Below are 11,897 nucleotides of genomic sequence, written 5' to 3'. Positions count from 1 at the left end.
GTAATGGTTTCAAACTGGTACTGATGGGGAGAAGGTTCTTTGAGCATGGCAGTCAGTCCGTTTTTTGCACTGACCTTATTAGATCAAAGTCCTGGCCTCACGGCCAGGACTTTGTCATCAATCTGAAGGGAGCTTCGGCTCCCTTTTTTAATGCCTTCACGGCAGAAAATAGATTTTGATCACATTACCCGCAAAAAATAATCATTCTCATTACAGAACTCGTATGACTCGCCGATAGCTAAATCAGTTCCATTTGGGGCTGTCTATGGATAAGGAGTCTTTATGAGTTTGCCTTTGAGTTTCATCTCGACGATGACGCCCATCACCGCTGCATCTGCTTCGTCACTCCCGCTTCAAGACGCAATAAAACCAGTCCAAACCGACGAGCCACAGGTGACAAAAGTTGCTGTGTCGCTCCCCTCTGAAAATAGTCGTAATGCACAAAACCTGTTGAATTCACTGACTCGCGATCTCTCTGCTGCGGTACCTTTGGCCCCAAGGCTGGAGATGTCTCGTGGGCAAGAGTCTCAGCAGGACGATTACTCTTTGGCACTATTGGCCAAGGATGTCTACAACCTCACGGGGCAGGGTGCAGAGGGCTTTTCGCGCATGAGTGATAACGATTTGCTGAGTGTTGGCATTGACCCCGCAAGTTTATTGGATACAGCCTCTGGGTTACAGGCGGGTATTTATTCGAATAAGCAGCACTATGTGCTGGCTTTCGCTGGTACTAATGATATGCGCGATTGGCTGAGCAATGTGCGTCAGGCTACGGGGTACGACGATGTGCAGTACAATCATGCCGTGGCGATTGCCAAAAATGCCAAAGCGGCGTTTGGTGACGGCTTAGTGATCACCGGCCATTCGTTGGGGGGAGGGTTGGCAGCAACGGCGGCGTTGGCAACCGGTTCTCTGGCGGTAACATTCAACGCCGCTGGGGTTTCCGATCATACTCTGAACCGTTTCGGTATTAATCCGGCTGCGGCAAAGCAAGATGCAGAATCTGGCGGGATCCGTCGTTACAGTGAACAATACGATATGTTGACGGGGACGCAGGAGTCGACCTCTCTGCTTCCAGATGCTATCGGGCATAAAATAACCATTGCCAACAATGAGACTCTGAGCGGCACTGATGCTTGGCGGCCGAGCAAATATTTCGATCGCAGCATGACGGCACATGGCATCGATAAAGTAATCAGTTCAATGGCGGAACAGAAGCCATGGGAGATCAAGGCGAATGCCTAAAAGGTGGTGCAGAGGCTGCTGGATAGCGGCTCTCGTTTTGCCCCTGTTTGGGATCGCTGGGTTATTGATGGTAGCCAAGGAGCACTATATGGAACAGCAAAATTCGCCATTTGCGGGTACCGATATCCTGTCTTTATCACAGGCGGTGGCTCAGGATGATGTTTGGCAAATTAGCCAGCAAGCAACAGCTGAACGGCAACATGTGCGGGGAGATTTGCAGATCACACTGTTGCAATGGGCGATTCTGCAGCAGAGGCCAGGCAGTGTACAGGCATTGATACAGGCGGGGGCAGATATTGGGCAACCTGGTATGGAGGGCAACGGGGTATTGCATACGGCGGCGATGGTTAAGGATGCGCAATATTTACGCTTGTTATTGCAACAGGCTCCCCAGGTTAATATGCGTAATCTGGTCACTGGTGCTACGCCATTAGCCGCTGCCGTGCTGGCGGGGCGGGAGGAGCAGGTGCGTATGCTGTTGAATGCTGGGGCTGATAGTACATTGAGTGACAGAGTAGGGGATACGCCCTTGCACCTGGCCGCAAAAATCAACGCACCACAGTTGGCGCTGCTCCTGTTACAAACGGGGGCTGATGCCAAGGCACAAAATCAGCAAGGGAGAACGTTCCAGTATTACTTTGCCCAGACGCCAGTGCATTTGCAGAATAGCGAGTTGCGTGAGCAGTACCGTCAATTGGAGAGCTGGCTCAAAAGTCAGCAATTGGCCGGGCACTATACTCAGCCTTGAAAAAAAAAAACCGCCTTCAAAGTGATGGCGGTTTTTTGATGGCAAAGAGATTATTGTGCGTCTGGTTTGGCTTTTGGCTGGCGGCGCTTACCGACGTTTTTCGCGTCGCGGTGGCGTACCTTCACCTTGGCCTTCTCTTTGTTCTTCAGCTTGTCTTCGATGCGTTTGGCCAGCACCTTCTTCGAAGGTTTACCGTTGCTCTTCTCGCTAGGTACCTTGGTGGACGGACGCAGTTCGTCGATCACACGGGCTTTCAGTGGCTCATTGAGGTAACGCCCCACTTTACCCAGCAGCAGATGGTCGTGCGCTTCTACCAGTGAAATGGCGGTGCCTTTGCGCCCGGCACGGCCAGTACGGCCAATGCGGTGCAGATAGGTATCGGCAGTGCGCGGCATATCGAAGTTGAACACGTGGGTGATATCCAGGATATCCAGCCCGCGCGCTGCAACGTCGGTGGCGACCAGCACGTTGACGCGGCCATCCATCATGCGTTTTACCGCTTCGTTACGCTTGGCCTGCACCATTTCCCCTTCGAGATAGCAGGTATTGATGCCCGCTTCACGCAGCCAGGCGGCCAGCTCATGCACGCGCTCACGCTTACGCACAAAGATCACTGACTTCTGCACGTCTGGCTGTTGCAACAGATGCACCAGCAGGGCGGTTTTATGCTTCACGTCATCGGCGCGGTAATACCATTGCAGGATTTTTTTACGTTCGCGACGTGATGGATCGGCTTCAACCTCAACCGGCTCCTTCAGGATGCGCTCGGCAAACTCGCGGATGGCTTCACCTTCCAGCGTTGCGGAGAACAGCAACGTCTGGGTACGCCAGCGGGTTTCGGCCGAGATGGTTTCGATGTCTTGCGCAAAGCCCATATCGAGCATGCGGTCGGCTTCGTCCAGGATCAGCGTTTCTACCGCGCGGCAGTCAAAGTTTTCTTCTTTGATGTATTGCAGCAGGCGGCCGGTGGTAGCAACCACCACGTCCTGGTTTTCACTAAAGACTTCGGCGTGGTTCATATACGCCACGCCGCCGGTGATGGTGGCGATATCCAGCGAGGTATGCGCAGCCAATTCACGAGCCTGATCGGCCACCTGCATTGCCAGCTCACGCGTCGGGGTGAGGATCAGTACGCGCGGTGGGCCAGACTTCTTGCGTGGGAAATCCAGCAGATGTTGCAGAACCGGCAGCAAGAATGCGGCGGTTTTGCCCGTGCCGGTCGGCGCCGAACCTAATACGTCGCGCCCGTCCATGGCTGGCGGGATCGCCTCGGCCTGGATAGCGGTGGGGCGATCGTAGCCTTTATCACGCAAAGCGAGGATCAGGCGCTCATCGAGTTCGAGTTCGGAAAAATTGGTTGCTGTCATTATCTACCTCTACTTGGGGCGCCGATTATAGACGGGATGGCCGCAGGGTTCACCCTTTTTAACTTTTACCCTAGATCAGTTTGCCTTATGCTACGCCAGTTTTGTCTGCTGGTGGCCATTGTGAGTAATCAAATTAAAACTAAATCGACCCCGCGGCGCGGCGGTTTTACCTTTAAACAGTTCTTTGTCGGCCACGATCGTTGTGCGATGAAGGTGGGTACCGATGCGGTTATGCTCGGCGCCTGGACTGCCGTGGATAACGTGCAGCGGGTGCTGGATATTGGCTGCGGCAGTGGGCTGATCGCCCTGATGTTGGCGCAGCGCACGGCTAGCGAGGTCACCATCGATGCGGTTGAGCTGGATAACGCCGCCGCCTTGCAGGCACGTGATAACGTGTTGGAGTCACCTTGGCCGCAGAAGATCCAGGTGCACAGCCAGGATATTCATCATTTTGCCCAGCAGCATGCCCATTGTTACGATCTGATCGTCAGCAATCCACCGTATTTTGAGCCTTCCGTCGCCTGTCGCGATCTGGCCCGCACCAACGCCCGTTATACCGAAACCCTGACTCATGACGCCTTGCTGGATAGCGCCGAACGATTGATAACGGCGGAGGGGCAGTTCTGCGTAGTGCTGCCTTACGAGATTGGCGAAGCTTTTGAAGTGAATGCCCACCAACGTGGCTGGCACACCGCACGGCGGCTGAACATCAGCGACCGGGCCGAGACGCCAAAGCACCGCTTGATGCTGGCATTAGCGCGTAAACCGGTGGCGAAAGAAGAGGCGGAGTTGGCAATAAAACTGGCGGATGGCAGCTACACCACCGACTTCCGCCAGTTGATTACCGATTTCTATCTGAACTACTGAAACCTCAGGGTTGCAGAATGGTGGGTTTTGGCTCCGGCAACATATCCGGGTAATCCAGCGTGTAATGCAGTCCACGGCTTTCCTTGCGCTCCATCGCACTGCGGACAATCAGTTCCGCCACCTGCACCAGATTACGTAGCTCCAGCAGATTGTTGGAGATGCGGAAGTTGGCGTAATACTCGTCGATCTCCTGCTGCAACGTATTGATGCGGCGTAGCGCCCGCTCCAGACGTTTGGTGGTGCGCACGATCCCGACGTAGTCCCACATAAACAGCCGCAGTTCGTGCCAGTTATGCTGGATCACCACGCGTTCATCCGAATCATCCACCCGGCTTTCATCCCACTGCGGCAACTGTTTGGCCAGCTTGATGGCAGGCAGGCGCGTCAGAATATCTTCGGCGGCGGACCAGCCATAAACCAGGCATTCCAGCAGTGAGTTGGACGCCATGCGATTGGCCCCGTGCAGGCCGGTGTAGCTTACTTCGCCAATCGCATACAGGCCATCCAGATCGGTGCTGCCATGCTGATCGACCATCACGCCGCCACAGGTGTAATGCGCCGCAGGGACGATCGGGATCGGCTGTTGTGTCAGGTCAAAGCCCAGCGTCATCAGCTTTTCGTGGATCATCGGGAAGTGTTGAGTGATGAATTCCGCCGGTTTGTGGCTGATATCCAGATACATGCAGTCGGCACCCAGGCGTTTCATCTCATGGTCAATCGCGCGGGCGACGATATCGCGTGGAGCCAGCTCACCACGGGGATCAAAGTCTGGCATAAAGCGGCTGCCGTCCGGGCGTTTCAGGTGGGCACCTTCGCCGCGCAGCGCTTCGGTCAACAGGAAGTTACGTGCCTGCGGGTGGAACAGGCAGGTTGGGTGGAACTGGTTGAACTCCAGGTTGGCCACCCGGCAGCCAGCGCGCCAGGCCATGGCGATGCCGTCGCCCGAAGAGATATCCGGGTTGGTGGTATATTGATAAACCTTGGCCGCTCCGCCGGTGGCTAACACCACCGTTTTGGCACGATAGGTTTCCACCTGCTCCCGCTCACGGTTCCAGACGTAAGCGCCCACTACGCGCTTGGTGCCTGGCAAGCCGATCTTGTTGGAGGTGATCAGGTCGACCGCATTGCGGCGTTCCATCACGCAAATGTTGGGGTGAGCACTTGCTTTCGCTACCAGGGTAGTCTCTACTTCTTTGCCAGTGGCGTCGGCGGCGTGCAGGATGCGCCGATGGCTGTGTCCGCCTTCCCGCGTCAGGTGATAGCGTTCTTCACCTTGGGAATTGGTTTCGGTGTCGAACAGCACGCCCTGATCGATCAGCCACTGTACGCAGTGGCGTGCATTGCCGGCAATAAACTCGACGGCGTCTTTGTCACACAGGCCGGCTCCGGCGATCAGCGTGTCATCAACGTGTGAGGCGATGCTGTCCGTTTCATCAAACACCGCGGCGATCCCGCCTTGGGCATAAAAGGTGGCGCCTTCATTGAGCGGACCTTTGCTGAGTACAGTAACCTTGCAATGTTGCGCCAAGCGCAACGCCAGGGAGAGGCCAGCAGCACCGCTACCGACGATCAATACATCGCTAACATGTTCAGATGATGGTTGCATAACGTATGATGTGTGCAGAAGAAGAGTGAAATTCATGTTAGCCTACTTGTCCGGGCAAAAGCCACGGACAAGGTGACATCAACAAAAAAACAATGGCGGTATGGAACTTAGCGTTCCGTATGAACTCCAAGCGAGTGCTTGCTCAGGAAAATAATGTATGGCTGGCGGTACAATTTCACGCGTGGAGATAGATTTGGGGAGAATTTACCTCGGATGAGCGAGCAGTTAACGGATCAGGTTCTGGTTGAGCGGGTCCAGAAGGGCGATCAGAAATCGTTTAACTTACTGGTAATTCGTTACCAGCATAAAGTGGCGAGTCTCGTTTCGCGCTACGTACCACAGGGCGACGTGCCGGATGTGGTGCAGGAGTCGTTTATTAAAGCTTATCGCGCACTGGAGTCGTTCCGTGGCGATAGCGCCTTTTACACCTGGTTGTATCGAATTGCTGTCAATACAGCAAAAAATTATCTGGTTGCTCAGGGCCGGCGCCCACCGTCAAGCGATGTGGATGCCAATGATGCCGAAAATTACGAAAGTGCGGGTGCACTGAAAGAAATTTCGAACCCTGAGAACTTAATGTTGTCAGAAGAACTGAGACAGATAGTTTTCCGTACCATTGAGTCACTCCCAGAGGATCTTCGCATGGCGATTACCCTGCGGGAGTTGGATGGTCTAAGCTACGAAGAGATAGCCGCCATCATGGATTGCCCGGTCGGAACCGTACGGTCACGTATTTTCCGTGCTCGGGAGGCTATCGATAATAAAGTTCAACCGCTGATCCAACGTTAGCGATAGCGGACACTGGAAGGGTACTTAGGCATGCAGAAAGAAAAGCTTTCCGCTCTGATGGATGGTGAAATGCTCGACAATGAGCTGCTGAGTTCATTGAGTAAAGATCGGGCGCTTCAACAAAGCTGGCAGAGCTATCACCTAATCCGTGACACGTTACGGGGTGATGTCGGGCAAGTCATGCATTTCGATATCGCAGACCGTGTTGCTGCCGCATTGGAAAAAGAGCCCGCTCGTCTGGTTCCTTCGGCAATCCCCGAATCTCAACCGCAACCTCACACCTGGGGTAAACTGCCGTTCTGGCACAAGGTTCGTCCTTGGGCTAGTCAGCTAACTCAAGTCGGCGTTGCTGCTTGTGTCTCTCTGGCAGTGATCGTGGGTGTGCAACAGTACAATCAGCCAACTGCCCAATCAGGCGCGGCTGAAGCACCAGCGTTCAATACGTTACCCATCATGGGGCAAGCTTCCCCGGTCAGCCTGGGCGTCCCGGCAGACAGTTTCTCAACCGGCAGCGGTCAACAGCAGCAGGTGCAGGAACAGCGTAAGCGTATCAATGCCATGCTGCAGGATTATGAGCTGCAACGCCGTTTGCACTCCGATCAGCTGCAACTTGAACAAAGCAGGCCACAGCAGGCCGCAGTTCAGGTTCCTGGAACTCAGTCTTTAGGAATGCAACAGCAGTAATGAAGCAAATCTGGTTCTCCGTTTGTCTTTTAACGGGCGGCCTGCTCAATTCAAATATAGCCTCGGCGCAGGAACCTGCGTCCGGGGCGTTATTGCAACAAATGAGCAGTGCCAGCCGTTCACTCAATTATGAACTCGCCTATATCAGCATCAGCAAGCAGGGGATAGAGTCGTTACGCTATCGCCACGCGGTGATCGATAAGCAGCCCCTTGGGCAGTTGCTGCATATGGACGGCCCTCGTCGGGAAGTGCTGCAACGTGGCGGTGGGATCAGCTACTTTGAGCCTGGTCTGGAACCGTTCACGCTGTCTGGCGATCACATCGTCGACGCTTTGCCCGCCATCGTATTTGCCGATTTCGATTATCTGGCGAAATACTACGACTTTATCTCCGTTGGTCGCACCCGCATTTCCGATCGGCCTTGTGACGTTTACCGCGTCGTGGCTCGTGACGGCTCCCGTTACAGCTATGTGGTCTGGATGGATATGGAGACCAAGTTGCCGCTACGGGTCGATTTGCTCGATCGCGATGGCGAAACGCTGGAACAGTATCGGGTCATCTCGGTCGTGGTGGGCGATCAGGTGAAAAACGTCATGCAACCTTTGCTCAAGGCCAATCTGCCACCGCTATTGACCTTACCCGCGGCTGAAGACGTTAAGCTGACCTGGAATGCTGGTTGGTTGCCCGCTGGCGTTAACGAGGTGGCGCGTAATCGCCGCAAGTTACCGAATGTGGCGGTGCCGGTTGAATCGCGGCTTTATAGCGATGGCTTGTTCAGCTTCTCGGTTAACATCAGCCCTTCGGGCAGCAATACCAGCCAACAGTTTTATCGTCAGGGCCGCCGCACCATCCAAACCGAAATTCGTAATGGCAATGAAATTACCGTGGTTGGGGAATTACCTCCTTCAACGGCGAAACGCATTGCCGACAGCATTACTTTCAAGGTAGCGCCGAAATGATGAAAGAGTGGGCTACGGTCATCTCGTGGCAACAGGGCGTGGCACAGCTGCGTTGTGAGCCTAAAGCTGGCTGCGGCAGCTGCACCGCGCGCTCTGGCTGTGGTGCTCGCGCATTCGACGAACTGGTGCCTGAAAGTGAACATCACCTGCAGGTGGCAATTGCCCAGCCTCTGGAACCCGGGCAGCGCGTTGAAGTCGGTATCGCCGAAGGCAGCCTGTTGCGCTCGGCGATGCTGGTCTATCTAACCCCGTTATTAGGCATGATGCTAGGTGGTGGCCTGCTGCAATGGTGGTTGGGCAGTGACGCCGCGGCGGCACTCGGTGGGATTTTAGGGGGCGGCCTCGCTTTCCTGATCGCACGCGCCTTGGCAAAACGCCTCGGCGAACAGGCCAATTATCAACCCGTGGTGCTGCAAATCGGTTTGCCGCCCGGTGCCTTGCGGTTGAATACCGAAACCGAATCCCCGATCTAATACGGCGGCCGCGTCATCGCCGGGTTGTTATAGGCGGGGATGCGGTTGTTGATCATATGCTCCATCAGCGCAATAAACAGATCGGCGCTGAACAGCGAGTCATAACCCAGCGAAAACAGCTCATTGCCTTGTAGATCCAGCAAACGAAGGGTGCCACGCTGCTTATTGTTTTCCAGCCGGTGGATCTTTTCGATCTGAATCTGAGCCTGGGCGGAACTCACCGTCGTAGCGCTAAGCCGTAATGTTTGAGTCGGTTGCTCTTGCCACGAACCAAGCCAGCCCCTACCGCTAATGAGATAGCCGAAGGTCAATATTTCCCCCTGATAAAGCGAATTTAATGCCAGTGGTCCACGCTGCTGGATCTGTTGCTGGATCAGGGTTTCAATCAGCTGCCGGGAGTGAGAGATATTGCTCTTGATGCTGTACCAGAACGCCGCCTCCGAGGTACGAAACGCCATACTGTCGTTTAGCCCGCCAAACAGCCTGCTACCGTGAGAATGGTAGATATCGGCAATCTTTTCAAACGCAATAAACCGTTCTTTATGACTGTGGTGATCCAGCACGCGTACGCCGTGCTCATACAGGCGATAGGTCAGCATTGGTCGCAGATAATGACGCAATGCCAACAACGTAGTGCCTAACAGAATGGTTGCCGTGCCGGCTTGCAGTAAGGCCAGAACGTGAGGATCTTCCATGTTGCTCAATAACGGCATTAACAACAGCGCCGCACCGAGAGTGAACAGCAGAGTTACCGCTGCCAAAATGCCCCAGTTGACCTTGGAAAAATCGTGCCGGCTCAGCATTTGCCCTTTATCGATCATGATAAACCTTCCAATCAATGTTCAGAGGAGATGCTGGTGAACTCTGGTGGGCTTGCCGATGTCGTAGTGCCCTGAAGTCTGTTTTTATCCAAAGTTCTTGCCACTTGTAACCGAGGGGCAAAGGAGCGTATATCAGGTTTATCCTAAAGCGGTTGCGTTGTGGTTTAACTGTAAGTTATTGATAAAAATATTATTTATTAAACAATTAAGATTGGGTTTATTGCGTAATCGCGTAATATGTATTACCACCGGGTAAATAGTGTCTGGCAAAGAGGATTGGCGCAATTAACCCACAATTTTTATCAGGCCTTCGCCGCGTTAATATCTGCTTTCATCAACTGCGGCGCGTTGTAACACTAAACTACGTATAATCGAATAGCTTCCCAACACCGATTGCTAGGTTTTCAGTGTTGTGGCATGTAGAATGCTGCGATTCAGGCGAAAAATAGCCGACCCATTCACCGTCGCTTTATGTCCATGCGGGTTCCATAGGCGAGTAATTCAGAAATACCAAGGCAGAAAAACTAATTAAATGAAACACATAAGAAATTTTTCTATCATTGCCCATATTGACCACGGTAAGTCGACGCTGTCTGACCGTATTATCCAAATCTGCGGCGGCCTGACCGAACGTGAAATGGCCGCACAGGTACTGGATTCTATGGATCTGGAACGTGAGCGTGGTATTACCATCAAAGCGCAGAGCGTAACGCTCGACTATAAAGCCAAGGATGGGCAGGTTTACCACCTTAACTTTATCGACACCCCTGGGCACGTTGACTTCTCCTATGAGGTTTCACGCTCACTGGCCGCCTGTGAAGGTGCATTGCTGGTGGTGGATGCCGGGCAGGGCGTAGAAGCCCAGACCTTGGCTAACTGCTATACCGCACTGGACATGGATCTGGAAGTGGTGCCGGTGTTGAACAAGATTGACCTGCCTGCCGCCGATCCGGATCGCGCCGCACAGGAAATCGAAGATATCGTGGGCATTGATGCGACTGACGCGGTGCGCTGCTCGGCAAAAACCGGCGTTGGCGTGCCTGAAGTGCTGGAGCGTCTGGTGCGTGATATCCCGCCACCAGAAGGTGATGCGGATGCTCCGCTGCAGGCGCTGATCATCGATTCCTGGTTTGATAACTACCTTGGCGTTGTCTCCCTGATCCGCGTGAAAAACGGCACCCTGCGCAAGGGCGATAAAGTTAAGGTCATGAGTACTGGCCAAACTTATAACGCTGACCGTTTGGGGATTTTCACCCCGAAACGTGTTGATCGCGACGTGCTGAACTGTGGCGAAGTGGGCTGGTTGGTCTGCGCCATTAAAGATATCCTCGGCGCGCCAGTGGGCGATACCTTGACGCTGGCTCGCCAGCCAGCAGACAAAATGCTGCCAGGCTTTAAAAAAGTGAAGCCACAGGTGTATGCCGGCCTGTTCCCGATCAGTTCCGACGATTATGAAGCCTTCCGTGATGCGCTGGGCAAGCTGAGCCTGAACGACGCCTCCCTGTTCTATGAACCAGAGAGCTCTACCGCGTTGGGCTTTGGCTTCCGCTGTGGCTTCCTGGGTCTGCTGCACATGGAGATCATTCAGGAGCGTCTGGAGCGTGAATACGATCTGGAACTGATCACTACGGCACCTACGGTAGTGTATGAGGTCGAAACCACCGGCAATGAAACCATCTACGTCGACAGCCCTTCCAAGCTGCCGCCGTTGAATAACATCGCTGAACTGCGTGAGCCGATTGCTGAGTGTCACATGCTGATGCCGCAGGAATATCTGGGCAACGTGATCACGCTGTGTATTGAGAAGCGTGGCGTACAGACCAACATGGTTTACCACGGTAACCAGGTGGCGCTGACCTACGAAATCCCAATGGCCGAAGTGGTGCTAGACTTCTTTGACCGCTTGAAATCCACCTCGCGCGGTTACGCGTCACTGGACTATAACTTCAAACGTTTCCAGACCTCGGACATGGTGCGCGTTGACGTGTTGATCAACAACGAACGGGTAGATGCGCTGGCGCTGATCACTCACCGTGATAACGCGCAGTATCGTGGCCGTGAACTGGTTGAGAAAATGAAAGAGCTGATCCCACGCCAGCAATTTGATATTGCGATCCAGGCGGCGATCGGCACGCATATCATCGCTCGTTCTACGGTGAAACAGCTGCGTAAAAACGTGTTGGCCAAGTGCTACGGCGGCGACGTCAGCCGTAAGAAGAAGCTGCTGCAGAAGCAGAAAGACGGTAAAAAACGCATGAAGCAGGTGGGTAACGTTGAGTTGCCGCAGGAAGCGTTCCTGGCCATTCTGCACGTGGGTAAAGACGGTAAGTAAGAGCGA

General features: G+C 54.0%; 11 protein-coding genes. 8 read left to right on the top strand and 3 right to left on the bottom strand.

Annotation, left to right across the window (positions count from 1 at the left end; all coding sequences use genetic code 11):
* Nucleotides 1-282 precede the first annotated feature (282 nt).
* Nucleotides 283-1,245, top strand: coding sequence for a phospholipase (locus ACMV5I_RS10585; RefSeq protein WP_414824284.1), 963 nt, complete (start codon nt 283-285; stop codon nt 1,243-1,245).
* Nucleotides 1,238-1,993 (top strand): ankyrin repeat domain-containing protein, encoded by a 756-nt coding sequence (locus ACMV5I_RS10580; RefSeq protein ID WP_414824283.1) that lies wholly within the window; start codon nt 1,238-1,240, stop codon nt 1,991-1,993. The genes ACMV5I_RS10585 and ACMV5I_RS10580 overlap by 8 nt, the downstream gene beginning before the upstream one ends.
* Nucleotides 1,994-2,043: 50 nt before the next feature.
* On the opposite strand, the gene srmB is transcribed toward ACMV5I_RS10580, so the two are convergent.
* A complete protein-coding gene (gene srmB / locus ACMV5I_RS10575; protein ID WP_024485802.1) occupies nt 2,044-3,360 on the bottom strand; it encodes an ATP-dependent RNA helicase SrmB in 1,317 nt (438 codons plus the stop codon).
* An 87-nt stretch (nt 3,361-3,447) separates the two neighbouring features.
* Between srmB and trmN the strand changes: the two genes are divergently transcribed.
* Nucleotides 3,448-4,227 carry a tRNA(1)(Val) (adenine(37)-N(6))-methyltransferase TrmN gene (gene trmN / locus ACMV5I_RS10570; protein ID WP_414824282.1) on the top strand — a complete coding sequence of 260 codons (780 nt, stop codon included), beginning with the start codon at nt 3,448-3,450 and terminating at the stop codon, nt 4,225-4,227.
* Nucleotides 4,228-4,231: 4 nt separating this feature from the next.
* Here the strand turns inward: trmN and nadB are convergent, their stop codons facing one another.
* Nucleotides 4,232-5,833 carry an L-aspartate oxidase gene (gene nadB / locus ACMV5I_RS10565; RefSeq protein ID WP_414824281.1) on the bottom strand — a complete coding sequence of 534 codons (1,602 nt, stop codon included), beginning with the start codon at nt 5,831-5,833 and terminating at the stop codon, nt 4,232-4,234.
* A 213-nt stretch (nt 5,834-6,046) separates the two neighbouring features.
* On the opposite strand from nadB, the gene rpoE reads away from it, so the two are divergent.
* The 4 genes from rpoE to rseC are packed head-to-tail and all read left to right on the top strand — an operon-like array spanning nt 6,047 to nt 8,738.
* Entirely contained in the window at nt 6,047-6,622 is a 576-nt protein-coding gene (rpoE, locus tag ACMV5I_RS10560; protein ID WP_012146382.1) for an RNA polymerase sigma factor RpoE, read from the top strand.
* Nucleotides 6,623-6,652: 30 nt separating this feature from the next.
* Nucleotides 6,653-7,306 (top strand): anti-sigma-E factor RseA, encoded by a 654-nt coding sequence (gene rseA / locus ACMV5I_RS10555; RefSeq protein ID WP_024485799.1) that lies wholly within the window; start codon nt 6,653-6,655, stop codon nt 7,304-7,306.
* On the top strand, nt 7,306-8,265 hold the full coding sequence (gene rseB / locus ACMV5I_RS10550; RefSeq protein WP_141132793.1) for a sigma-E factor regulatory protein RseB: 960 nt from the start codon (nt 7,306-7,308) through the stop codon (nt 8,263-8,265). Before rseA ends, rseB begins: the two co-directional genes overlap by 1 nt.
* Entirely contained in the window at nt 8,262-8,738 is a 477-nt protein-coding gene (gene rseC, locus ACMV5I_RS10545) for a SoxR-reducing system protein RseC (protein WP_021807684.1), read from the top strand. Before rseB ends, rseC begins: the two co-directional genes overlap by 4 nt.
* Here rseC and ACMV5I_RS10540 read toward each other — a convergent pair.
* The gene (locus ACMV5I_RS10540; RefSeq protein WP_284122252.1) at nt 8,735-9,559 is read right to left on the bottom strand and encodes a hypothetical protein; all 825 of its coding nucleotides are present in this window, start codon (nt 9,557-9,559) and stop codon (nt 8,735-8,737) included. The genes rseC and ACMV5I_RS10540 overlap by 4 nt on opposite strands.
* Before the next feature lie 532 nt (nt 9,560-10,091).
* On the opposite strand from ACMV5I_RS10540, the gene lepA reads away from it, so the two are divergent.
* Complete coding sequence (lepA, locus tag ACMV5I_RS10535) at nt 10,092-11,891, top strand: translation elongation factor 4 (protein WP_121607585.1); 1,800 nt, start codon at nt 10,092-10,094, stop codon at nt 11,889-11,891.
* The last annotated feature ends 6 nt before the right edge of the window (nt 11,892-11,897 follow it).

This window comes from Serratia sp. T13T92, assembly GCF_047530105.1.
Taxonomy (GTDB): domain Bacteria; phylum Pseudomonadota; class Gammaproteobacteria; order Enterobacterales; family Enterobacteriaceae; genus Chania; species Chania fonticola.
The sequence above is the reverse complement of the archived record's forward strand: the minus strand, read 5'-3'. Positions and strand labels throughout refer to the sequence as shown.

Bases quoted from the DNA above. Each gene is read 5' to 3' on its own strand.
- rseB (WP_141132793.1), top strand. From the start codon at position 7,306: ATGAAGCAAATCTGGTTCTCCGTTTGTCTTTTAACGGGCGGCCTGCTC.
- rseC (WP_021807684.1), top strand. From the start codon at position 8,262: ATGATGAAAGAGTGGGCTACGGTCATCTCGTGGCAACAGGGCGTGGCA.
- rpoE (WP_012146382.1), top strand. From the start codon at position 6,047: ATGAGCGAGCAGTTAACGGATCAGGTTCTGGTTGAGCGGGTCCAGAAG.
- lepA (WP_121607585.1), top strand. From the start codon at position 10,092: ATGAAACACATAAGAAATTTTTCTATCATTGCCCATATTGACCACGGT.
- ACMV5I_RS10540 (WP_284122252.1), bottom strand. From the start codon at position 9,559: ATGATCGATAAAGGGCAAATGCTGAGCCGGCACGATTTTTCCAAGGTC.
- ACMV5I_RS10585 (WP_414824284.1), top strand. From the start codon at position 283: ATGAGTTTGCCTTTGAGTTTCATCTCGACGATGACGCCCATCACCGCT.
- srmB (WP_024485802.1), bottom strand. From the start codon at position 3,360: ATGACAGCAACCAATTTTTCCGAACTCGAACTCGATGAGCGCCTGATC.
- nadB (WP_414824281.1), bottom strand. From the start codon at position 5,833: ATGCAACCATCATCTGAACATGTTAGCGATGTATTGATCGTCGGTAGC.
- trmN (WP_414824282.1), top strand. From the start codon at position 3,448: ATGCTACGCCAGTTTTGTCTGCTGGTGGCCATTGTGAGTAATCAAATT.
- ACMV5I_RS10580 (WP_414824283.1), top strand. From the start codon at position 1,238: ATGCCTAAAAGGTGGTGCAGAGGCTGCTGGATAGCGGCTCTCGTTTTG.
- rseA (WP_024485799.1), top strand. From the start codon at position 6,653: ATGCAGAAAGAAAAGCTTTCCGCTCTGATGGATGGTGAAATGCTCGAC.